The 24,387-nt window shown below is 52.0% G+C and carries 18 protein-coding genes; 10 read left to right on the forward strand and 8 right to left on the reverse strand.

What is annotated here, in order from left to right; genetic code table 11:
* The first annotated feature begins 18 nt into the window (after positions 1-18).
* From AC6RNO_RS22760 to AC6RNO_RS22780, 5 genes are all read left to right on the forward strand, one after another.
* The gene (locus tag AC6RNO_RS22760) at positions 19-1,563 is read left to right on the forward strand and encodes a response regulator (protein WP_497106858.1); all 1,545 of its coding nucleotides are present in this window, start codon (positions 19-21) and stop codon (positions 1,561-1,563) included.
* A gap of 160 nt (positions 1,564-1,723) precedes the next feature.
* Complete coding sequence (locus AC6RNO_RS22765; RefSeq protein ID WP_497106859.1) at positions 1,724-3,409, forward strand: type 2 periplasmic-binding domain-containing protein; 1,686 nt, start codon at positions 1,724-1,726, stop codon at positions 3,407-3,409.
* A 185-nt stretch (positions 3,410-3,594) separates the two neighbouring features.
* Positions 3,595-4,503 (forward strand): ABC transporter permease subunit, encoded by a 909-nt coding sequence (locus AC6RNO_RS22770; protein ID WP_497106895.1) that lies wholly within the window; start codon positions 3,595-3,597, stop codon positions 4,501-4,503.
* 19 nt (positions 4,504-4,522) lie between these two features.
* A complete protein-coding gene (locus tag AC6RNO_RS22775; RefSeq protein WP_497106860.1) occupies positions 4,523-5,437 on the forward strand; it encodes an ABC transporter permease subunit in 915 nt (304 codons plus the stop codon).
* A gap of 1,032 nt (positions 5,438-6,469) precedes the next feature.
* Positions 6,470-9,949, forward strand: coding sequence for an endo-1,4-beta-xylanase (locus AC6RNO_RS22780; RefSeq protein ID WP_497106861.1), 3,480 nt, complete (start codon positions 6,470-6,472; stop codon positions 9,947-9,949).
* Between the two features lie 792 nt (positions 9,950-10,741).
* Here the strand turns inward: AC6RNO_RS22780 and AC6RNO_RS22785 are convergent.
* From AC6RNO_RS22785 to AC6RNO_RS22800, 4 genes are read right to left on the reverse strand one after another with little or no spacing between them, the layout of a single operon-like run.
* Entirely contained in the window at positions 10,742-11,527 is a 786-nt protein-coding gene (locus tag AC6RNO_RS22785) for a class I SAM-dependent methyltransferase (RefSeq protein WP_488435702.1), read from the reverse strand.
* Between the two features lie 26 nt (positions 11,528-11,553).
* A complete protein-coding gene (locus AC6RNO_RS22790; protein WP_497106862.1) occupies positions 11,554-12,366 on the reverse strand; it encodes an ankyrin repeat domain-containing protein in 813 nt (270 codons plus the stop codon).
* Position 12,367: 1 nt separating this feature from the next.
* A complete protein-coding gene (locus AC6RNO_RS22795) occupies positions 12,368-13,618 on the reverse strand; it encodes a hypothetical protein (RefSeq protein ID WP_497106863.1) in 1,251 nt (416 codons plus the stop codon).
* A 16-nt stretch (positions 13,619-13,634) separates the two neighbouring features.
* The gene (locus tag AC6RNO_RS22800; protein ID WP_488435700.1) at positions 13,635-14,384 is read right to left on the reverse strand and encodes a class I SAM-dependent methyltransferase; all 750 of its coding nucleotides are present in this window, start codon (positions 14,382-14,384) and stop codon (positions 13,635-13,637) included.
* A 471-nt stretch (positions 14,385-14,855) separates the two neighbouring features.
* Here AC6RNO_RS22800 and AC6RNO_RS22805 point away from each other — a divergent pair, with 471 nt between their 5' ends.
* Positions 14,856-15,473 carry a stalk domain-containing protein gene (locus AC6RNO_RS22805; RefSeq protein ID WP_497106864.1) on the forward strand — a complete coding sequence of 206 codons (618 nt, stop codon included), beginning with the start codon at positions 14,856-14,858 and terminating at the stop codon, positions 15,471-15,473.
* Here AC6RNO_RS22805 and AC6RNO_RS22810 read toward each other — a convergent pair.
* The 4 genes from AC6RNO_RS22810 to AC6RNO_RS22825 form a co-directional block, all read right to left on the reverse strand.
* A complete protein-coding gene (locus AC6RNO_RS22810) occupies positions 15,467-15,913 on the reverse strand; it encodes an oxidoreductase (RefSeq protein WP_497106865.1) in 447 nt (148 codons plus the stop codon). The two genes, AC6RNO_RS22805 and AC6RNO_RS22810, sit on opposite strands and share 7 nt — an antisense overlap.
* 86 nt (positions 15,914-15,999) lie before the next feature.
* On the reverse strand, positions 16,000-16,518 hold the full coding sequence (locus AC6RNO_RS22815) for a DUF3953 domain-containing protein (RefSeq protein WP_497106866.1): 519 nt from the start codon (positions 16,516-16,518) through the stop codon (positions 16,000-16,002).
* On the reverse strand, positions 16,407-16,745 hold the full coding sequence (locus AC6RNO_RS22820) for a DUF805 domain-containing protein (RefSeq protein WP_488435697.1): 339 nt from the start codon (positions 16,743-16,745) through the stop codon (positions 16,407-16,409). The genes AC6RNO_RS22815 and AC6RNO_RS22820 overlap by 112 nt, the downstream gene beginning before the upstream one ends.
* A gap of 227 nt (positions 16,746-16,972) precedes the next feature.
* Positions 16,973-17,614, reverse strand: a complete 642-nt coding sequence (locus tag AC6RNO_RS22825) for an NAD(P)-dependent oxidoreductase (protein ID WP_474682897.1) — start codon at positions 17,612-17,614, stop codon at positions 16,973-16,975.
* Positions 17,615-17,932: 318 nt separating this feature from the next.
* On the opposite strand from AC6RNO_RS22825, the gene AC6RNO_RS22830 reads away from it, so the two are divergent.
* The 4 genes from AC6RNO_RS22830 to AC6RNO_RS22845 all read left to right on the forward strand — a co-directional run bounded on the left by AC6RNO_RS22830 (position 17,933) and on the right by AC6RNO_RS22845 (position 24,224).
* Positions 17,933-18,508, forward strand: a complete 576-nt coding sequence (locus AC6RNO_RS22830; protein WP_474682898.1) for a TetR/AcrR family transcriptional regulator — start codon at positions 17,933-17,935, stop codon at positions 18,506-18,508.
* A complete protein-coding gene (locus AC6RNO_RS22835; RefSeq protein WP_497106867.1) occupies positions 18,505-19,728 on the forward strand; it encodes an MFS transporter in 1,224 nt (407 codons plus the stop codon). Before AC6RNO_RS22830 ends, AC6RNO_RS22835 begins: the two co-directional genes overlap by 4 nt.
* A gap of 124 nt (positions 19,729-19,852) precedes the next feature.
* Positions 19,853-20,923, forward strand: a complete 1,071-nt coding sequence (locus AC6RNO_RS22840) for a substrate-binding domain-containing protein (RefSeq protein ID WP_497106868.1) — start codon at positions 19,853-19,855, stop codon at positions 20,921-20,923.
* 106 nt (positions 20,924-21,029) lie between these two features.
* A complete protein-coding gene (locus tag AC6RNO_RS22845; RefSeq protein WP_497106869.1) occupies positions 21,030-24,224 on the forward strand; it encodes a glycoside hydrolase family 38 N-terminal domain-containing protein in 3,195 nt (1,064 codons plus the stop codon).
* Positions 24,225-24,387 lie beyond the last annotated feature (163 nt).

Below are 24,387 nucleotides of genomic sequence, written 5' to 3' on the forward strand. Positions count from 1 at the left end.
ACGAAAGAGGAAAGGGGCATGTGCGCATTGTTTAGTGTGCTGTTGGTGGATGATGAGCCGCGGGCACTTGAAGGGCTTGGGCTGATGCTCGACTGGCAGGCTCTCGGGTTTCAAATTTGCGGGTCGTGCTGCAGCGGAGCGGAGGCGGTGGAGCTGCTCGAAAGGCTCCGCGTCGATCTGATCGTAACCGATATCCGAATGCCGGAGATGGACGGCCTGAGCCTCATCGCCGAGGTGCAAAAGAGGCAGGAAACCCCTGTGAAATTCGTCGTTGTAAGCGGATACGGCGAATTTGAATATGCTCGGCGGGCGATGCAGCTCGGCGTTCGCCATTATATGCTCAAGCCGCTTATCGCCGAGGAGGCTGAGGAGCTGCTGCAGGGCATCGCGCTGGAGCTGGAGGCGGAGGCGGAGCTGCGGCAAATGCGGGCCATCGCCGACGAAGAGGAGACGGCCGCGCAGCTTGCGGAGATCCTGTACGGAGGAGGGGATGAATCTTGCCCTCCCGAGCCTCTCCGCGAGCTGTCCGGCAGGAGCGCAGAGTGGGCCTGCCTGCTCATAGAGGCCGAGGACACGCGCCGCTGGGCCGTCCAAGAGGCGGTCCGGCAGCATATCGCGGCTTCGCGGCAGCCGGCGTTTCTGATCGAGCTCGGCATGCCGGAGCTCTGCGTCGTTATCGGGAGCGGCCGGGAAAGCGGCGGCTGGCTGCAAAAGAGCGCGCACACGCTGTTCCAGGCGCTGCTGCCGCAGGCCGCCGCGGGCTCGTTTGTGGCCGCGGGCTCGCCGTCGCAGAGCTTGGCGGCTCTGCACAGTTCTTTTTTGACTGCGCGGGCGGCTATGGACGGCAAGTTTTTTTGCGAGCGGCCCTGCGTGCTTGTCTATGGCGAGAGCGGGAATGCGGAGTCCAGCTTCCACTTTGAGGAAACTCGGCACGCTCACCGCATCTTGGACGCTCTGGAGGGCCAGGACGAAAGCAGGATGAACGCCGAAATCGATGCGGCCGAGCGAGCTTTTCAAGAAAAGCGGCTGGTGCCGGAGATGGTGAAGATGATCGTCATCCATTTGGTGTACAGGAGCGCAAGTCTGATCAGGGAAATGGACGGCAACCTTGGAAGCTTGCTGCACAAGCACGATATAAGGGCGCTCCAAAGCAGGGCGCTTTCGCTATCTGAAATGCTCCGTTTGCTCAGAGGCTTCTGCGCGGACGCTTTGGAGGAGCTGAAGGCGCTGCAGCGCGACCGGTCGATCGGCATCGTTCATGAGATCAACAGCTTCATCAGAAGCCATTATTGCGAGAGTTTGACGATTAAGGGGCTCGCGGAGAAATTTTACATGCATCCGGTCTACTTGGGCCAATTATTTGCCAAAAAAAACGGGGTCAGCTTCAACGAATATTTGCACGACCTGAGAATCGGGGAGGCGAAGCGGCTGCTCAGGGAAACGGACCTGAAGTCGTATCAAATCGCGGAGCGGCTGGGCTATGCCAATTACGACAAGTTCCTCAAGCAATTTGAGAAGCGGCTTGGGATGAAGCCGAATCTTTACAGGAAAAGCTCGCAGTAGAGAGGCAGCCGGAAATCTCCAAGCCGATCTATATTTTTTCAGGATATTTCTTTAATTGGGAAATTGTATGCGAAGGGGTTCGTTTTTTATAATGAAAGGGGTTACATGAAAGGGTTTACAACCTTGATTTGTAATACGATACCACTGAAGGGGTGCAAGTATGGGGGGAAAAGTAAAATCTGCTTTCATCTCCGGGAACATTGCGGTACTGGCGCTTGGCGCTCTGCTCGCCGGATGCAGTAATTCGTCAAGCAATGGGGCCGGAACGGGATCGTCGTCCGCTGCGGCTGGGCAGAACGGCGGCGTAGAACCGTTCGTAGTGACGGCTTACATCGGAGAATCGCAGCAGCAGCCTACGCCGGACAACAAGATTTATAAATTGATGAAGGAAAAGCTGGGCGTCACGTTTAAGTTCGATTTCCTGGCGGGCGACTCCAAGCAAAAAATGGGCGTCATGGTGGCGGGCGGGGATTACCCGGATCTGCTGACCGGCAATACGACGTTTATCGATGCGGGCGCTTATATCCCGCTTGAGGATTTGATCGAGAAACATGCTCCGAATTTGAAGAAGCTCTATGCGCCTTACTGGAACAAGATGAAGGACCCGAAAGACGGGCACATTTATGTACTGCCGAATTACGGCGTTATCAGCGGCAAAATGCAAACCACATGGTACGGAGGACCTGCCTTCTGGATTCAAAAGGCGGTTCTCAAGGAGTTCGGCTTTCCGAAGGTGAAAACGCTGGACGAATATTTTGCTTTGATCAAAAAATATAAGGAAAAATATCCGCAAATCGAAGGCAAGCCGACTGTCGGGTTCGAGATTTTGAACAGCGACTGGCGCAAGTGGGGACTGTTGAACGCGCCTCAGCATCTGATCGGCCATCCGAACGACGGCGGGGTTGTCGTGAAAGACAATGTGGCGGCCATTTTCGCCGACAAGGATTATGCGAAGAAATATTACAAGAAGCTGAACGAAGTGAATCAGGAGGGGCTGCTCGACAAGGAAGCCTTCGTGCAGAACTATGACCAGTATATGGCCAAAATTTCGGCCGGCAACGTGCTGGGCATGTTCGATCAGCACTGGAACTTCCAGAAGGCGGAGGAGGCCCTGCATACCCAGCAAAAGTACGAGCGGGAATACGTCGGCCTGCCGCTTGTATACGACACAAGCACCAAGGACTACTACCTGGATCGTCCGGCGCTGAATTTGAACAATGGCTTCGGCATCAGCGTCAAGGCCAAGGACCCGGTCAAAATTATCAAGCTGTTCGATACTATAGTTACGGATGAATGGCAGAAAATTTTGATCTGGGGCATCCCGGGAGAGGATTATCAGGTTGACGCCAAAGGGAGATTTTCCAGAACTCAGGAGCAGCGGGATAAGTCCACCGACGCTACCTGGAAGCTCGCCAACAAAGCGGACGCCTTCTTCGGATATGCGCCGAAAATCGATACCGTTGGCAGCTTCCCGGACGGCAACGCGGCTTCCCCCGGCAATCAGCCTGAAGAATATTTGGCGGGCTTGAAGCATTATGACAAAGAGGTGCTGAATGCGTACGGCTTCAAGACTTATGTTGACTTTTTCAGCGAACCGCCGGAAAATCCCGTGCCTTACCCGGCCTGGACGATCAATCTGGTCGATGGCTCGCCGGCCAAAATCGCCAACACCAAGATAGACGACCTGTCAACCAAGTATTTGCCGAAGGCCGTATTGTCGAAGCCGGATCAGTTCGATGCCGTATGGGACGAATACGTCGCACAGATCGCCAAGGCGAATCCGAAGGCTTACGAGGACCGGATCAACGAGCAAATCCAGTGGAGACTTAAAAACTGGAGCAAGTAAAAGGAAGGTCGACCGATCGCCGTCATGCAGCGAAGCACCGGGCGCCGGGAGAAACGCGCGGTGCAAGAAATTAACCTGCAGGCGGCAATTGGAGAGAAGGATGGAGTGAGGAGAACCATATGGCTGAGACACTAACGAGCCGGGCCGCAGAGAGAGAATCTGCTGCCCGGAAAGCCGGAAAAGGCATGTTCGACTGGACAACGATCAAAAGTCAAAAGCAGCTTATTTTTATGTCGGTGCCGCTCCTGATCTATGTCATCATCTTTGCGTATGTTCCGGTCTGGGGCTGGCTGATGGCTTTTCAAAATTACAAGCCGGCCAAAAGCATCTTCAATCAGGAATGGGTCGGATTGAAACATTTCAAATTCCTGTTTACGGACGATACGTTCCTGCGGGTCATGCGCAATACGATCGGGATGAGCCTGATCAATCTGGTTCTCGGTTTCTTCAGCGCGATTGTTCTGGCGCTGCTGCTCAATGAAATCAAGAACATGTTGATGAAGCGGGTGGTGCAGACGATTTCATATTTGCCGCACTTTTTGTCGTGGGTCATTGCCGCAGGCATCGTAGCGACTTCGCTGTCGATTAACGACGGCATCGTCAATACCGTGCTGCTCAAGCTGCATATCGTCGATGAGCCGGTTTTGTGGCTGAGCGAGGGCAAATATTTCTGGGGCATAGTCGGCGCTTCCAACGTGTGGAAGGAAGTAGGATGGAACACGATCATCTACCTGGCGGCCATCGCTTCGATCGACCCGTCGCTCTACGAAGCGGCCGATATGGACGGTGCCAACCGCTACCAGAAGATGCTGTACATCACGCTACCCGGCATTAAAGCGACATTCGTCATTTTGCTGATCATGTCTATCGGCCATATTTTGGACGCAGGCTTCGAAATCCAATATCTGCTTGGCAACGGCCTGGTTGCGGACTGGTCGGAAACGATCGACATTTTTGTGCTGAAATACGGCATCTCCCAGTTTAACTATTCGATGGCGACCGCCGGGGGCATGTTCAAAACGGTTGTCAGCGTCACTCTGCTGCTGATGGCCAACTGGATCGCCAAGCGTTTGGGAGAAGAGCGGCTTTTATAAAGCTTAAGGAGGGGCCGTCATGGCGAGACCAGGAAGGCCGGGCAGCATTGAGCCCGTTTTGTTTAATACGGCCAACGCCATATTCATGATTTTGCTCGTCACCATTACGGTGTATCCGTTTTTAAACACGATCGCCGTATCGCTCAATGACGGGATGGATTCGATCAGAGGCGGCATTTATTTATGGCCCCGCGTATGGACGCTGCAAAATTACAAAGCCATTTTCATCAGCGGCACCGTTTATCACGCATTTCTCATCTCGGTGTCCAGAACGATTCTGTCTACCGCGCTCAACATTTTTCTGACGACCATGCTGGCCTATGCGCTCAGCCGTAAGGAGTACATTTGGCGCAAGCCGATCACGCTGGTCTTTGTGCTGACGATGTATTTCAACGCAGGGCTGATTCCGGGCTACTTTCTGATCAAAGGTCTTGGCTTGCTGAACAGCTTCTGGGTGTACATTTTGCCGTCCATGATCAGCACGTTTAACCTGATTGTCATTCGCACCTACATGGGCACTTTGCCGGACAGTCTAGTGGAATCGGCGAAAATGGACGGAGCGGGCGACTTCCGGATTTTCATGCAAATCATTTTCCCGCTCTGCAAGCCGGTGCTCGCCACCGTCGCCCTGTTCGTGGCCGTAGGTTCGTGGAACACATGGTTCGATACGTTTTTGTACGCGTCCTCGCAGCAGAATCTGAGCACGCTTCAATATGAGCTGATGAAGCTGCTCGCATCGACGCTGAATTCGAACAGCGATCCGAACCTGGTCAACGGAGCCGGAATGACCAAAGATACGGCAAGCGGCATGGTGACGCCGGTATCGATCCGGGCCGCAATCACGATTGTAGCCGCCGCTCCGATCTTGTTCGTGTACCCGTTCCTGCAAAAATACTTCGTAGTCGGCTTGCATGTAGGCAGCGTGAAGGAGTGAACGTGTGAAAGTGTGACTCCGTGAAGGGGGGAATATGTGGGAGCGTGGCTTCGTGAAGGGGTGAGCCCGTCAAAGTGTGAGCCCGCGGAGGCGTGAATTCGCGAAAGCGTGAACCTGTGAAGGCGTGGCTCCGTGAAAGTGCAGCTACCGGAAGCAGCCCCGGCCTTTGCGACCGGGGCTTTTCTTGCGGCGCCGCACGTTGGAGAGGTGCCCGTCGGGGGAGCATTCCGGGATAACCGGGAGGGTATCCCGTGTGTTTGGCGTGCGCCGAAGCCGCCCAAAGGCGCGAAGCTGGCGCGGCCGTCGGCGACGCGGCCGCGCCAGGGCGTACGGCAGCGCAGCTGCGCAAAGGCGCCACGGTGACGCGGCTGCTCCAGAGCGGACGGCAGCGCAACTGCGCAAAGGCGCCACGCGGCACAGCCGCGATCTTTCCCGACGCGCGCCTCTCCCGCGCGGACAGCAGTGCTGCATAGCGGGGGGAGGCGCGATGCGGGCTGGCAGAGAGAAAACCTGCAAAAGTGCAGGTTTTCTCCGTACAATTGGTTCATTTTGGCGAAAAGCCTGCGAAAGTGCAGGAATTTTCGGTAAAAATGAACCTGGGCCCATGTGCATGGCAAAAAGCCTGCACAATTGCAGGAATTTATCCTTGGCCGGCGTGCCGACGAGCAAAAAGATGTATTATTGCAGGTTTTTTCGCGCAGCCAGCAGGCAGATAACGCGCAGAAAACCTGCAACAAGTCGAGTAAGTGACGGGGAGGGGGAATTGGAGGGAGCACAATTGCAGGTTTTTCGCGCGCTAGCCCCCATGCCGTGGCTTGGCGGCAAGTTTTTTGGGCAGCCGCCCGCCAGCCTGCCAATCTCCACACGTCGGAGTGCGCCGGGCTGATCACCTTTTTCGCCTAGGTCGGGTCAGATGAATTAACTTGCAGGCCAGCATTCCAATCGGCGGATCAACCTGCTGCTGAACCCGCCCCGGCCGGTCATTTGTGGAAAAGATTTATCTCACTACATTTAAAGGAGTTGTTAAATTACGTGAAAAGAGTGCTGCAGGCTTTGACCGGAATCATCCTTTCGTTTGTATTGCTGCTGTCGGGCGTAATGCCGCAAGGCAAGGTGGCGGTCGCCGCCGGTGCGCCGGATTCGCTGCTGAGCTCCGACTTCGAGGATGGAACGACGCAGGGCTGGACCCCTAGGGGAAGCATTTCCCTGACCCTGGATTCCGCCGAAAAACACGGAGGCGCTTCCAGCCTTCGAGTCGACAATCGCCAGGCGACATGGCACGGGGCGAGCCACGACCTGACGGGCAGCCTGGGCTCAGGCCAGAAGATGCACGTGTCTGCCTGGGTCATGTTTAATAGCGGGCCTGCGGAGCAGACGTTTTCGCTTTCTTTTGAAAGAGGCTTTACGTCAAGCTCCGGGAAAAACGCCCAATATGACAATGCGGCGCAGGCCAAAGCGTCCAAAGGGGTCTGGACGAAGCTGGAGGCCGATTACACCGTCCCGGTCGACACCGATATGAACCGGATTTCCGCGTACGTTGAAACGGCGTGGAAAACAGCGCCGACGGCGGACGATCTCATCGGCTTTTATCTCGATGATATTGCAATCGTGCCCGTGAGCGCGTCGGGAAGCGGAAATGTCGTTTTTGCCGCGGATTTCGAGGATGGCACGAAGGGAACATGGAGCCCGCGGGCCGGCGAAGCGCTGACCGTTGTCAATAGTGAGAAGCACGGCGGCAGCTACAGCCTGCTGACATCGGGCAGAACCGCAACGTTTAACGGGCCGTCCGCCAGCTTGTTCAGCGCCGTAAAGCCGGGCAAAACGTATCATGTATCGATATGGGCGATGTATAAGGACGGGCCGGCTTCGCAGGGCATATCCGCATCGACCGAAAAAGAGTTCAATCATGATGCGGCCAGCCGCAAATACGAAACCTTTGCAACGGTTGTTTTGAACAAAGGGGAATGGAAGCGAATTGAGGGGGACATAACGATTCCCGATGACCCGACACTGACGGATATCAAGCTGTATGCGGAGACCCCCTGGAAGCCGGACGATCAAACGACGCCAAATGATCTGATTGCTTTTTACATCGACGATGTGACCGTAACCGAAGCTGCTTCCATCGATATCCAGCGGGATATCCCGGATCTGCATTCGGTGCTTGATCCGTATTTTCCGATCGGAACCGCCATCGATCCCGCCGATGTGTTGAACGCTTCGGACATTCATTCCGAACTGATCAAGAAACATTTCAAAAGCTTGACGGCGGGCAATTTTATGAAGCCGGACGCCATCCAGCCGGTCGAAGGGCAATTCGTCTGGACGAACGCCGATAAGCTGGTGCAGTTTGCCCAAGCGAACGGCATGCTTGTGAGAGGACACACGCTTGTATGGCACAGCCAGATTCCCGCTTGGTTTTTCACGGACCCGGCCGATCCGAGCAAGCCGGCGACGAGAGCGCAGCTGCTTGCCAGACTGGAAACGCACATCAAGACGGTGGTAGGCCGTTATAAAGGAAAAATCCAGTACTGGGACGTAGCCAACGAAGTATTGTCTGAGGACGGAAGCCTGCGCGGGACGGATAACGGCTCCAAGTGGAAAAGCATTATCGGCGATGTGGACGGCGACGGTTACGACAGCGATTATATCGAGCTCGCTTTCAAATACGCGCATGAAGCCGATCCGGATGCCAAGCTTGTCATCAACGATTACAATCTGGAAAGCTCGAATGCCAAGCTGGACGGCATGGTTGCACTAGTGAAGAGAATGCTTGCCAAAGGCATTCCGGTGCATGCGGTCGGCTTCCAAATGCACATTTCGAACGCCGCCCCCAGCATCGAGCAGATGCGCAGCGCCATCGAGAAGATCGGGGCTCTCGGAGTGAAGGTTCAGTCGACCGAGCTCGACATGTCGATCTATGCGAATTCAACCGAGAGCGAGAAGCCGGTAACGGACGCCATTTTGCTGGAGCAGGCCCGGCGGTACCGCGAGCTGTTCGAAATGTACAAACAGGAAGCGCAAAAGGGATATCTGGATTCGGTCACGATCTGGGGAATGGCCGACGACGGAACGTGGCTGGATAATTTCCCGGTCAAAGGGCGCAAGGACGCTCCTCTGCTGTTTGACAGGCAGCTGCAGGCGAAGCCGGCATTTTGGGGAATTGTCGATCCTTCGAAGCTCCCGGTTTACCGGAACGTCATGCAGGCAGCCCAAGGAACGCCGGTAATCGGCGCCACCCCGGATAAAATGTGGAAAGCCCTGAAGCCTACGAAGGTCGAAACGCGGGTAAGCGGCCAGAACGGAGCGACGGCGGAAGCGAGAACGATGTGGGATGCCTCCCATTTGTACGTTTTGCTGGAAGTGAAGGACAGTACGCGCGGCAGCAATGACAGCGTAGAAATTTTTATCGATCCGAATTACGATAAATCGAGCTCGTATATGCCCGACGATCTGCACTATACGATCGGCTGCAACGGTTCCGGGTCGGCGGCGGGCATTCAGCGCATCGTTACGCAGACCGCTGACGGTTACGCCGTGCAAGCGGTGATCCCGCTCAGCCAAGCCGGTGCTGCGCTGGCTGCAGGCGGCAAGCTGGGCATCGATTTCCGCGTGAACGATGACCAGGGCGGGGGAACTGTCGTTTCCTCCGCGGTGTGGAACGATTTCACGAATCACCAGAACACCGATCCGTCCAAGTTCGGAGATGTAGTCCTGGGCAACCCCGCGAAAATGATGGATGCCATTTATGGCACGCCGGTGATCGATGGCACCGTTGACGAGCTTTGGAGCCGTGCGCAAGCCGCCGGAACGGATGTATGGGTGCAGGGCACCTCAGGCTCGACGGCTGTCTTTAAGACGGCTTGGGACGAAAACTACCTGTACGTACTCGCGGATGTTACCGACAGCCTGCTAAGCAAAAAGAGCAGCAACGCTTACGAGCAGGACTCGGTGGAGCTTTTTATCGATCAGAACAAGCATCAAAGCTCCTACTACGAAACGGACGATGCCCAGTACAGAGTGAATTTTGACAATGAGGCGTCGTTTTCGGAAAACGGAGACAAAGCGCGTTTCAAATCGGCGACGAAGCTGACCGACCACGGCTATATCGTGGAGGCGGCCATCCCGCTCTCGGCGGTCACACCTAAGATCGGGACGCTGCTTGGCTTCGACCTGCAGGTGAACAACGATCAAACCGGCAGCGGCAAACGGGACAGCGTCGCTATCTGGTCCGACCCTTCCGGCAACTCGTACCGCGATACCTCCGGCTTCGGCACCGTGCAGCTGATCGCGGAACCGGTAACGGTCGCTTACCTGCAAAAGCTTGTCAATCAATACGCAAAAGACGGTTCGATCAACAACCGCGGGACCGCGAACAGCCTGCTGAAAAAGCTGGAAAAAGGCAAAGTGGAGCCGTTTATCAACGAGGTGAAGGCGCAGAAAGGCAAACATATCAAAGCGGCGGCGGCAGACGAGCTTTTGCGGAATGCGAAGCTGCTGCTCCATAAGTAAGCAGGCTGCCCCCCGAGTCACCCTGACTTGGGGGTGCCGATTGAAGTAGTTTCTCCCAGAGACGTTGCGAGGGGGGGGGATGGTACGATAAGTATTGCTGGATAGTGAGAAAAGTGAACCAAAAAGCTCCCGGAAGGTTCTGAGGGCTTTTTGGTTGTTTGGACATAAAGTGCAATGAGGGTATCGCGGTTCGCGCAAAGCGAAACAGGCAATGAACATGCCGGAAACAGGCGGATGAAACTGGGGAAGAGAAACTTTCCACGGCTGCAAGCCGGACCGACAGCACAATCTGCCTCGCAGCGCGAAGAAAGCCTGCAAAAGTGCAGCTTTTACTCGATGAATACGCTGCCCACGACAAATTCCTGCAAATGTGCAGGCTTTTCGCCGCAAACATGGGCCCTGGCTCATTTCCAACGCAAATTCCTGCAAAATCGCAGGCTTTTCGCCAAAATGAGCCGATTTCATAGAAAAAACCTGCACTTTCGCAGGTTTTCCCCCTTCCAAGCCGCCTTGTCTCCCCATTTCATCGTAGTAACCCGTGTTGGGGAGGCTTGGCCCACAACCCTTACGCTTCCTTTACCCGGTCACTTTATCAACAGTCTGATTTTCGTAGTCTTTCTAAGCGTTCATAGAGATGCGTCTCACCCATGTAGGTTTCTCAACAACCTGACTTTTGCGGTCTATGCAGGCTTTACGGTCTTTACAGGCTTGCGGCCGTCAACCGCTCAACGAACGGGCTGCACCGTCTTTGGCGGCAAACGAAACATTTTTGCCTCGGCCCGCCCCTTTTGGTTAGCGCCTGCGCGCCAGTATGAGCTCATTCAAGTACCGTTTGCGGACTTGTCCGCCAAATTCGCCGTCGATTAAAAGGCGGATGCATTGAAACAACTGCTCCCGGTCGTGTTCGGACATGGTCCGGTGATCCGAATAAGTGGACAGCAGCTCGATGTATGGCTCCCGGTTGTAAGTCTCCTCGGTAACGTAACTGCGGATCACCGGCTTTTCGAACAATCCCGATGCTTCCAGGTCCGCCGTATCGGGCTGCCACTCCGCTATGTCGGGGAGACGGAATTTGTCCGTAGCCCGCGGCTTATAGCGCTCATAACAATCCTGCACCCGCTCGAAGAAATCCTGATCGCCCCCCGCGACGTGGTTATAACGGATAATAGCCAAATGCCCTCCGGGGCGCAGCAAGGAGTACGTTTTGTTAAAGCGGACGGCCGGATCGATCCAATGGAACGCCGTGGCCGCCAGGACCAGGTCGTACTGCGCCCCGGCCGGAGGCTCCCACTCTTCGAAAGCGGTTGTCTGAATATCGACCCTATCGAACGGGGCCAGCTTGTTGCGGGCTACCCGCGCCATATCGGCACCCAGCTCGATAGCCGTAATGCGGCAGCCGCGTTCGGCTAGCGGAAGCGTCGCAATGCCGGTTCCGGCCCCGATCTCCAGCACATGGGATGCGGAGGAGCATCCGGTTAAACGAAACAGCTCGTCGAAAAGTTCCCCGGGATACCGGTTGCGCGCTTGATCATACAGCTCCGCCACTTCGTTAAAGGTCGCCTTCTTTTCCATTGTCATTCGACACCGTCCTTTTCATTCAATTTCTAATTAGAATTAATCAGATTTACGATTTCGATTTGATTGATTTCAATAGCTCTGTCCAAAGGGCTTCCATTATAAGACGATATTTTACCTTTAAATTTCACGTGTGTTTTAAAGTCAACGCCCAGTTCTAATAATAGTTTGACTATCTCCGTATATCCTAAACCGCAAATCCAAAACAGCAGCTCTGATTTAGGGGTTGTCTCACTTCTATAATCCGCTCCATTTGCTAATAGGTATTCAGCAATTTTGAGATTATTTCTCCAACAAGCCCACTTAAACGCTGCTGAGAAATACTTTTTATCTATTCCATTTTCCACCAGCGTTTTAGCCGCTTCTAAATTCCCCCCATCAAGATTCGTTGTAAAATCAAGCAGAGAGCTTTTTAGACCGTCTACCTGATTTATATCTGCACCCTTGGATAATAGCAGTTCAATGATCTCTCTGCTTCCGTGAGCACATGCAAAATGAATCGGTTGAAGATTGTTAGGACCTTTAGAATGGACGTCTGCTCCAACTTCAATTAAATATTTGGTGATATGGTAGTGGTTGTTAGTAATAGCAATTGATAAAGGCGATTGTCTCCCAACATCTTTAATTTCCTTGTCTGCTCCTGCTTCAACTAAAAGTTTTACGATATCCAGATTTCCGTTTTTGCAGCAAATTTGTAACGGAGTCCCTTGGATTGGATTTGAATAGTCAGTTAGTTTTTTATTGAGTATAGTAGGCTTAACGTTAATCAAAAGTTTTTGAACCAATTCTTTATTTTGATTGTAACAAGCGGAATGTAAAGTTTCTTCAAATATTTTTGTCATTTTAATCATCCTTAGACACTTGATCTACTCTAATTTCTATGTGATGGTAATTTGTCCAGTTGCCGGCGCCTACTATGTTGATGAGATCAGGAGCACCTCCACCTTCCTTCCCTGCTTCAGCGGTTGAAAGCGGCCCTTTTAGCGTTTTATGCACGTGTGCCGTTCCAAGTACTTGATTAGCATTATTATAGAAGATCAACGTAAGTTTATAATCATTCGATCCGGGCACTTTTCCACTGATCCATGCTGTTGCAACCGTGTAGTTCTCTGTATTGCGTTGGCGTTGAATGCCTAGCTGGACCCTTTCTTTCGAATCAGTCAGGTTCAGTAGAGGAGGTGCTGGAAGACCAAAGTAAAACGGAAATGTTTCTTGTAGAGTTATGATCTGAGTTGAGGTTACATCATAATGAACAGGAATTAATAACGTTGATGTTACACCTTTTCCTGCTCCTGCTTCGTTAAATAGCGCATATGGGATTTTAGCGATTATATCGCCCGCTGCATTCCAAAAGCTGAGCTTCCCCCACACATACCGCTCAAGCGGTCCAGGATTAATTCGGCCTACATTCCAAGCTTCATCTTGCAAGGCAAAATGGCCTTGAACAAAGGTACGCTCCCCCAATTTAACAACGTGAATATCACTTATGGTCATTAACTCACCGTAATCCGGGCTTATAGCACTTGGGAAAAGGGACTTATCGATTTCACTGTTATTTATTTCAGGGTTAATCAACCACTGATCTCCTTTCCAAGCGGTTTCGATTTGAAGTGCGTAAAATCCTGACGGCGATAAAAACTCAGCTTTGGCATGTACGGTTTGTGGCGATAAAACAGCCCCATTTGCTGCATCGTGGTATGGCAGATCGTACAGGGGCGTATCTGCAGCCAAATGGATGTCGGCATTAAACGGCTTAATTACACCAAGTTTGTAGTTTTCGATTCTAATCCACATATCTCCAAGCCATGTAGTGTGAATCTGAATCCATGCATAACCATCTGGTTGTGTAAAGGTACTGTCTTCTTCAGATTGAGTCCGAACTACTTTTACATTCTGGGGGCTCAGAGAGGCCACGGGCTCTAATTTATCGTCCGGTTCGGAATACAACTTAGTTGTATCTAAAAGGCTTATAATCCCAGGCATACCATTGGATAAGGATTCATTAGACATCGTTTGCGCCTGTACTTGAAAAGCATTTAAGAAATTTGAAAAGAATATAAGCACAATCCACATAAATAAAGAAGATTTTCTCAACTTACCACCTCATTCTTCATTTTCTTGCAATTATCAAAAAACGTTTAGAATTGGTCATTAAGCCCTTTTCTGTTTGGTTTTGTTCAATAAATTTTTCTAATACAACAAAGTCATTTTCGAATTGTCCAAAGTTCGGAATTATTGGAGTGTGTTTCAACAAGAATATTAAATCTTCGTAAGATCGGTAATACTCCGTTGAGTCGTACTCAAATGTTTGAATATTCTTAAATCCTGCTTCGCTTAATTCTGTAATATATTTATTCTGTAACGTTCCATCCTGAATACCAAATGACTGCCCTCGGCCAAAAGCCTGTTTCATGTTAATTTTATCCTCTTCGCTAACTTGCTGCGTAAGGAATATGCCGTCATGTGCTAAGACTTTGGCTACTTCTTCCGCATAAAATGGTGCGTGACGAGAAGATACAACATTAAAAAAGCTCTCTGGGAAATTGATTTTCTCAGCATCCATTTGCAAAATACGCACATTTGATGTCCTTGAGCTGTTCAAGTTAACACCTGCGGACTCAATCATTCCAACTGAACTGTCAATTCCCACTAGCAGTAAAGCAGCCTCAGCAATTGATAACAAAGCTTCCCCGCCGCCAGTACCTATATCCAACAATATGTCTGATTTCTTGCACCTTCGGGAAACTTCGTGAAAAAAAACCCATTTTGCGCCTTCAGATATGCTGCTAACTTTACTAAAGTCCCATCCGTTTAATTGTCCAACGCGGTCGTAAAAATTTTTATATTCCAGCTCGTTCATTAATTTTCAATCCTTCCAATGAGATAATAAAAGCCAGAGGATTTAGAATTGCTGAATAGGAGCCGATGGCAGTTCATCAGTCCTGTTATTCAGACAACTCTTGGTATCCCTTGGCTTTATCCAAGGATGACAGCCGACACCGTTCAAAGTTTAGTTTCACTGTAATCAAAAGGGCAGAGTCCCCCCCCTTGATGGCTGGTACGCGTTTTTTCCCAGCCCGAAAACTAAATACCTCGAACGAAACGGATTGTCATCCAATTCACCTCATTTTGAAAGTTATTCCAATTATAGTTCTAATGTTAATGACAAGCAAGATTTTTGATCACGGTGCAGTTCGTGTTTTTTTCTGATCGCAGGAATCGTTTTGGGTCATGTAAGTAAGCAGAAAAAGCTACTTTAGCCCCTTGGAAAACTTAGGAAAGTTAGATAACCTTATGTGTGTTAAAAACAAGATTCAAGGAGGCTTTACACATGCCATGGTACCGATCTATGTTTGTCACGACATTGCTTATCGTCTGTCTATTGGGAATGTTACCCGGTATAACAGCATCAGCAGCCGACCAGAAGCCCTTGAAAGTATTCGTCGATACGAAACAAATCTCGTTCCAAATTGAACCGCAGATCATAAACGGTACAACCCTTGTCCAGTTTCGGCCGCTTTTCGAAGCGATGGGTATGGAAGTGAAATGGGATGAAGCCAACAGGTTTGTGACCGGGTCGAAGTCAGGTCTAACACTCTCTCTTCACATTGGCGACCTGGAGGCGACTGTTAACGGCAAAAAAGTCGAGTTGAGCCAAAGCGCACAAATTATGAACGGCAGCACCATGGTGCCGCTGCGTTTTATCGGGGAGTCATCGGACGCTATTGTCCATTGGGATCCGGTAAACAGGGAAATTACGGTGATTACCAGTGACTTGCTGAAGAGTCTGGGCATTACAAACATGGTGACGCGGGTGTCGAGAACCCCAAGAAAATCCAGGCTGGGAGTGACCGCTTCTACATTCCCGATGAGAAATAAAAATAACCGCCGAGGTTTCGCGACAGTCTGGAGGGGCACAAGCGTGCCCCTTGCTCATTTTTATTATTGAAATCCCGCAATACCGTAGGTATTGTTAATTACTTTTGAATAGTTATCCCAATTAAAATAGAAAGGGCCTATGTCAATTTTTTTATTGTCACGCTCTAATATAAAATCCTTCCAGATAACAATATCATCTTCTTTGTAAATTTTGACTGAAATAAATCCACATTCTTCATCTCCACACCATGGACAAACCAATATTGGATATCTGTAGTACAAATATGCGTGTGGCTGCCTAAGCAGAAAGTAATCAATCATTAACCTTTGGTTTTCATTAGTACCCCAGCCTAGGACAGGGACCATATCATATTTACGAAGTCTTTTATATAATGATTTACCATCTATAATGATGTCAGCGAATAAAGTATTCTTGTTTCCATCTTGGTTAGGATCGAGTTCCTCATATCGGCTTGAAAGTTTGGTGTCCAAGTAATTTATTGTTCTCATTTTACCTCCTTCTTTTATTTTACTACGGTTCGCAGGTGCCCTGCATAAACAAAAGGACACCCGGCAAACGGGCATCCCTTCGTATACTAATTGCCGGTAAATAGCTTGACAAAGAAGACGAAAAATATAAATAATGAGACCCCAAGATTGAGGATGGCAATTATTTTGTTGCTTCGTTTGAATTCCGAGAGGCCTGAAAATAATAGCATGAGTCCCAAAAATAATTGCAAATATGACGTGTAGCGATAATTTTCGATGTTCGTGAAAGAGAAAGATGCGAAGACGATAACGGTAACAGCAAAAAATAGACTGATGATGGAGAAAATGTTCATTTTTTTGAGCATAAAACCTCTCCTTTCGATTAAATCCATTATACGGTAAAACAACAAATATTCAAAATATTGTAAGGTGGAGATAGGACGGAACGAACCGAACAAGCATAAAAAACCTCTCTCGAAAAAACGAGAGAGGTTCCGGTGCAGGATTCGAACAATTAAAATTTCGGATTTGGTCCGTATTGGTTGTCTTCTTTGCTGTCTTGGCAAAAGAATACAATCAAAATGATGGCGCCAACCACAGGAATCAGGGCCAGCAAAAGCAACCATCCGCTTCTTCCGGTATCGTGCAGTCTCCGAGCTCCAACCGCTAAAGACGGAATTAACACGGCTAAAGAATAAATCCACTCTAGCACCTTGATTCCGATGAACGAGTCTATAAGGGAAAGCACGATGGAAAAAATAGTGCCGAAAAGTACATACATCCAGTACTCTTGACGTCTAGCCCTCCCTTGAAACCCAGCATAATTTTTGATTACTTTCAAATACCACTCCACTTACATTTCCTCCTTGATGGGTAAAATTGTCTGATTTACGGTATCCGTAAATTCTGTCCCTATTACTTGTTCGATGTATAATACAAAATTCCTTTTTTCGACACAAAATTCCTTTAAAATTTATTTTTTGACACGGGTTCGCCATTTGAACAAAAAAATACGCAAGCGCCGGAAGATGCCGGACACTTGCGCAAGAACTTGCTTGACCGCATGTTGATTTTTAACTCTTATTCGGACTCTGATACAAGGGTGAAACGGGAATTGATATGTTTCGGATTTTCGATTTCATCCACGATCGCTATGGCGAAGTCGGCGTAGCTTACGTGACTTTCTCCTTTGGAATTGACAATCAGGTTATCTTTGCCCGTTGTATAGGAACCTGTGCGTTTGCCCTCCGGGTTGAAGAAAGCCGCTGGACTTACGAATGTCCACTTAATGCCGGAGGCATTTTTCAGATCCTCAAGGTTTTGGGCTTGGTTGGATGCAGTTGGTTTATAGATTTCCGGGAATTCCGGCGTATCGACCAAGCGAACGGTCTTAGCCTCGTCGACGAACAGGCTTCCCGCGCCGCCCACTACGATGATGCGGGTCTCGGGAGCTCCCTGAAGCGCGGCGATAAGCGATCTTCCGGCTTCGACGTGCAGGTGCTCTTGACCCGGTGCCGCGCCAAACGCGTTCACGATGACATCGAAAGCTCCGGCATCTTGCGCGGTGATATCAAAAACGCTTTTTTCAACAACGGATACGTTCGGCTCGTTTATTTTCGCCGCATCGCGGACAAATGCCGTTACCTCATGGCCTCGGCTCACTGCTTCTTTAAGTATTTGGGATCCGGCTTTGCCGCTTGCTCCGATAATTCCGATTTTCATAATGAACAACCTCCATTTGGTTTATGAGCGAAAGGAATGATGTAATCTCTTTAGTTACAACATGGTGAAAAAAAATAGGCTTTGCACGCTTTTGACAGAACACACCCATGATCTTCAAAAATCATCGCTTCAAAAGCATGGTTCACGCAACGACCTCTCGCTGTAATCATTATAGTTACAGAGAAAGATCGTGTCAAGCTAAAAAATGCCGCTCCCCATACGCGGTCATCCCGCCTAAAATTTATTGCCAAAAATGAAAAGCCAAGTTATGATTTTATCTGACGAACGTTCGTCAGGTTTAAGCTGGAGGATAATTCAATGACTCTGCAACATCTGCATGAAATCGCCTTGAAGCAGTTTGCTTTGCGCGGCTACGAAGGAGCGACGCTGGAAACGATCGCCCGGGAAGTCGGCATTAAGAAGCAATCCGTGTACGGCTACTGCAAAAGCAAAGAACAATTGTTTGTGCAAGTTTTTAAAAGCTCGGTGGACAAAGAAATCGAATTTTTGGATCAGTTGTTTCGGAGCTATGCCGAGTCCGGGCCGGAGCCCGTGCTGCTTGAGCTCATTAAGCAATACAAGAAGCGCTATGACGAAAGTTATACATTAAGGCTTATCATGTATGCCGGGTTTATTTTTCCCGCGAATTTGAAAGAGACTATCGGCAGCATGATCAGCGAGTATGTGGAGAAAAAAAGGCGGTATGTCTACGAGGTGTTCAACCGTTCCGCAGAAGCGGGGCTCCGGGTAGACGCCCGACAAGCTACGGAGGCTTTCATGAATTTGGTGGAAGGCATGCTGGTAGAATTGATCTATGAGGGGGCGCGGTTTGAAGAGCGGCTGCAAGCTTCCTGGGACATTTTTTGGAATGGCGTGAGGGGACCTGGCATATGAGCATAAAGGAAAAATTATGGACAAAAGATTTTATTTTATTGGGGCTTTCGTGCTTGTTTCTGTTTCTGTCGTTTGAAATGCTTATGCCTGCGCTGCCCGTTTATTTGGCGGGTATTGGCGGGAATACGACGGAAATCGGCACGGTCATGGGATGCTTTACGATCAGCGCGATTTTGATCCGCCCTTTTTCGGGTCATGCCATAGGCAAAGTGGGGAAAAAGATACTGCTTATTATCGGCGGCGCGCTGTGCTTGGCGGCGACCGGATTTTATTATTTTGCCGCGACCGTACTGTGGGTTCTCGTCATTCGTCTGCTGCACGGATTCGGGTTTGGAATCGCCACAACATTGTACGGCACCGTTGCTTCCGATATGGTTCCGCCTTCGCGGATGGGGGAGGGAATGGGCTACTTCGGCCTGGCCAACACCGTAGCGATCTCGATCGGGCCGTTTCTCGGCGTTGTCCTCATGGAACAGATGGGCTTTCAAAAGCTCATTCTGGTGTCCACCGTCATATTGGCGCTTGCGTGCCTGTGCAACTTGATCGTCAAAATTTCCCGTAAACCGGTTCATGCCCCGGAGCATTCGGACGCCGAGCAGGAGAAAGTCAGCTTCGCTTCGCAGCTGGTGGAAAAGAAGGCGCTGTTCCCCTCGCTGCTTGCGATGATGGTGGGCCTCGGTTTTGGAGGGATTTTGAGCTTCATTACCCTTTATGGAAAGCAAGTGGGGATCGGGAATATCGGCTACTTTTTTCTGGTTATGTCGATATTCGAGATTTTGGTTCGTTTTGTATCAGGAAGAGTATTTGACACAAAAGGGCCTGCCTGGGTTATCATTCCGAGCGTCTTCTTGACGTTCGTAGCTACGCTGATTTTGTCTTATGCATCTTCCACAGTCACGATGCTGACTGCCGCTGTTTTTTATGGCTTGGGCTTCGGGGCGCTGTTCCCGGCGCTGCAAGCATGGGTCATAAACCGGGTAGACCCTCAAAGCCGCGGCTCGGCCACGGCAACCTTTTTTAACTTGTTCGACATCGGCATTGCCGGCGGCGCCGCGCTGCTGGGGTTCATCGCCGGCTTAACGGGCTATGCGGTTATGTATCGCATATCCAGTGTGTTTTATGCGATTCTTATCGTCGTTTACTTCGTCTACGAAGCAAGGGCCCGCCGGCGCAATCAGCCCGCTCTGCAGCCCGGAGTAAGCGACTCCGTTACCGATTGACAGTCTTTTTGCATCGCAGGAAACCCGGGCTTTTCAAAGCGCTTGGGTTTCTTTTTCATTGTACCGATTTTTAGTTTTACACGGTATATAACACGTGTTATATTAAAAGCAGAGGTGGAAGCAGTTGGGTAATAAAAGAGTAACCAGCCACGATGTCGCCCGTCTGGCCGGCGTATCCCGCAGCGTCGTATCCGCGGTGCTGAACGGGACGCAGGGCATCGGCGTCAGCCAGGAAACGCGGGAAGCGGTGCTGGCCGCCATCCGCGAGCTGAACTATCATGTGGATGCCCAGGCGCGGGGCATGAAGACGGGAAAAAGCGGCAGTATTGCGGCTTTCGGCGATATTAGCCATCCTTTGTTCCTGCAGGTGCTGGAAGGGATGCAGAAGGCTTGCGGAGAATCCGGCTACCATCTGCTGATCAGCGGTCAGGGGACGCAGGAAGAGGGGCGCTTCAAGCTGATCGATTTATTTTTGCAGCGTCGCATCGACGGAATCGTATCGCTGGACCCGGTCAGCTACGCCGACGAGCGATGGGTGGAAGAGCTGAAGCAATCCCGTGTCCCTTACGTATCGGTGGAAGGCTATGCGGAATCGGATGCGGTCGTGTCCGTTTTGACGGACTACAGGCAGAGCATCATGGACGCGCTTGATCATATGTACGCCAGCGCCGGACAAAAGCGATACCCGGCTTACATGCAGATGAACCAAAGCGGCAGCGAGCATAATTGGGTGGAACGGAGCCGGAGGCAGGCGTACATCGATTGGTGCGGTCAGCGGCAAGCGGAGCCGGTGATTTACGAGCTTAAGCGGGACGACGAACCCGGCGTGCAACAGATTTTGGAGCGGATGAAGGCCGGAGCTTCGGACATGGCTCCCCTGCTGTGCAACTGGTCTTTCGGCGCGGTTGCGGTGTACAGAGCGGCCCGTCGCCTGGGGCTTGAGGTCGGGGCGGACATTCAGGTCATGGCGGCGGATAACACCTTGCGGCTGAACCGTTACCTTGTGCCGTCCTTGAGCGCGATGGACATTCCTTACGTGCGGATGGGCGAAGCGGCTGTCCGCGTTTTGCTGGAGCTGATGGCAAGCAAGAAGGGTCCGGCAGCATCCGCCAAGCATTGGCTGAAAGCCGACTTGCTCACAGGCGAGAGCACCAAATCGGAAGGCCGGATAGACCGCCGGGAAGACCGGGATTAAAAGGCACAACGCAGGTGCCGGCACAGCTGGAAATGAACTGCTCTTTTAAGAGAGAGCAGTTTCATTATAAATAATAACACGTGTTATATAATGGAGGAGTGCACGCATGTTTTGGACTGTGGAGAAGTTGACGCAGCGGTTGAAAGAGCTTGGCGCCTACCGGTATCGCGATGCTATCGATTTGAATGAATGGGCTTTCATGGTCGATGAGGAGAAAAAGAACGGCGTGCGGCCCCCTGATGCCGGAGAATGGACAACGATCGCAAAAGGCGACCGCTGGAAAGGCCGCGATCTGTACGTATGGCTGCGCAAGCAAGTGGACGTCCCGGCTGCTTGGAAAGACCGCACGGTCGTCGGCGTATTTGACTTCGGTAAAACGGGAGACTGCAACAACTCCGGGTTTGAATCGCTTTTGTATCTCAATGGCAGTCCTTACCAGGGCGTGGATTCGAACCATCTTGAAGTGTTTTTGCCGCGGGAAGCTGCCGGGGTTTCAGCGGACTTTTGCTTCCGCCTGTGGTCCGGTTTGGAAGGCGGGGGACCGCCTGTCGAGCAGGAGCATCAATTTTACCGTGCAGAGCTGGCCTGGCTGGATGAGGCGGCCGACGATCTGTACTACACCGGCCGCGCCGTGCTGGAAACGTCCAAGACGCTCGGCGAGAACGATCCGCAGCGCCAGGAGCTGCTGCAAACGGCGGACCGCGCCTTTTTGCGGCTCGATTGGTCGAAGCCGGGGTCGGACGCTTTTTACGCAAGCATAAAAGAGGCAAGGGACGTACTGCGCGAAGCGGTGTCCAAATGGGAGAAGCGGCATGCGGTCACGGTGCACTGCATCGGGCATACGCACATCGACGTGGCGTGGTTGTGGCGGCTGACGCATACGCGGGAGAAAGCGGCGCGCTCTTTTTCCACGGTACTCCGCTTGATGGAGAAATTTCCGGAATATGTGTTTCTGCAGACGCAGCCCCAGCTTTATGCCTACATCAAAAACGACTACCCGGAGCTTTATGCGCAGATTAAAGAGCGGGTCAAAGAGGGCCGCTGGGAAGCCGGCGGGGCGATGTGGCTGGAGGCGGACTGCAACCTGACCAGCGGCGAATCGCTCGTTAGGCAGATTTTGTACGGCACACGTTTTCTTCGCGAGGAATTCGGGGCGGAATGCACGTATTTGTGGCTGCCGGACGTGTTCGGCTACAGCTGGGCTTTGCCGCAAATATTGAAGAAATCGGGCATCGATACGTTTATGACGACGAAAATCGGCTGGAACCAGTACAACCGGCTGCCGCACGATACGTTCCAATGGCGCGGTATCGACGGCTCCGAGGTGCTGACATATGTTATCACGACGCCTCCTTCTGCGACGCACAAGGGTTGGTCGCACACGTATAACGGCTTGATCGAGCCTTTTTCCGTGCAGGGCATTTGGAATAGGTACCAGGACAAAGAGATCAACCGGGATTTGCTGCTCGCTTACGGCTATGGCGATGGGGGCGGCGGCGTGAACCGCGAGATGCTGGAGATGCGCCGCAGGCTGGAAGTGATGCCGGGTCTTCCTAACGTCGTACCGAGCCGGGCGGATGCGTTTTTCGAGAAGCTGCAGGAGACGGTTCAGGCGACGGACCGGTATGTGCATACTTGGGATGGCGAACTGTACCTGGAGTACCATCGCGGGACGTATACCAGCCAGGCTTACAATAAACGGATGAACCGCAAGCTGGAGCTGCTGTACCGCGAAAGCGAGTGGATACAGGCGCTGAACTGCGTCGCGGGGCAATCCTGGGCCGCTTATCCGCAGGAAAAGCTGTATCAAGGCTGGGAGATTCTGCTGCGCAACCAGTTCCACGACATTATTCCCGGCTCCTCGATCACGGAAGTGTACGAGGATTCCCGCGTGGAATACGCGGAAGCGGAACGCCTGGGCCGCGAGGTATGGCAGGCCGCCGCAGGGCATCTGGCCGGCGCGGGGCAACTGACTGCCACGGGGCAATTGGCGGCCGCGGATCGCGCAGAGCAAGCCGGCGGGCCGGGGGCGATGGGCTGGACCGTGTTCAACAGCGCCTCTTATGCGCGGTCGGAGCTTGTGAGCATTCCCGCCCTGGACGGCTGCGAAACGGGAAGCTGGAGAGGAGCGGACGGCCGCCCGCTGAAAGCGGAACGCGTCGGAAGCTTTTGGCAAGTGGCGGTGGAAGAGGTCCTGGCTCTTGGCTGCACGACGATAAGTTGGACTGCGGAAAAGGGAGCGGAGCAAGCGGGGGCGGCCCTGTTTAACTATGACGGGCGCTCTTTGACGACGCCGTACTACGTGCTGGAATGGAACGAGGCCGGGCAGTTGACGCGGATTTTTGACCGTGGGGCCCGCAGGGAAGTTTTGGCTGCCGGGCAGCTCGGCAATGTGCTGCAAGTTTTTGAAGACAAGCCGATTAATTACGAGGCGTGGGATATCGACATTTTTTATCAGGAAAAACAAAACCTGTTTCAAAATCTGCAATCTCTGGAATTGATCGAATGCGGGATGTACAGAGCGGTTCTGCAATTCAAGTGGGCGTATATGGATTCCACTGTGAGCCAAAAGTTGATCGTATATTCCGACAGCAGGCGGATCGATTTTGCGACGGAAGCGGATTGGCATGAGAAGCAGCAGCTGTTGAAAGTGGCGTTCCCGGTTTCCATCCGCTCGACGGAAGCGACGTTCGACATCCAGTTCGGCAATGTAAAACGCCCTACGCACTGGAACACGGGCTGGGATCATGCCCGATTCGAAACGGTCGGCCATCAATGGGCCGATTTGTCCGAGCGTGGCTATGGGGTCAGCTTGCTGAACGATTGCAAATACGGCTACGATGTGAAGGACAACGTTCTGCGCCTGACGCTGATCAAATCGGCGACGCATCCCGATCCTCATGCGGATCAGGGCAGCCACGAGTTCACGTACTCGCTGCTGCCGCACGAGGGAGACTGGGTCGACGGCCAAACGGCGCAAGAGGCGTGGGCGTTGAACAATCCGCTGACCTATATCCAGGGCAGCTCGGCTCTTTCCGGCAGAAGCCTGCTGAAGCCGGACGCTTCCTTTGTCACCGTTGACGCGGTGAAAAAGGCCGAAGACAGCGACCGCATCATCGTGCGGCTGCATGAATTCACCGGCACCCGCGGAACGGTGCGGTTGACCAGCGATTTCCGCCTGGCGTCCTGGCAGGAAACGGATTTGATGGAGCGCCCGATCGGCGAACTCCGGGAGCAGCCCGTTATCGAATTCGACATTCAGCCGTATGAGATCAAAACGTTCCTGCTCGATCTGAAATAAGCGTGATAAGCCGGCCGGCCGATTGGCCGGCTTTTTGCGTTGCACGCTCTGCTTCGCCGGACAACGAGCCGGCAACACAACGCGCGCCCAGCGAGCCGGGCCGCGGGGGGAAGGCGCCATGCGCCGGCAACACAACGCGCGCCCAGCAAGCCGGGCCGCGGGG

The organism is Paenibacillus sp. sgz302190 (genome assembly GCF_059820445.1).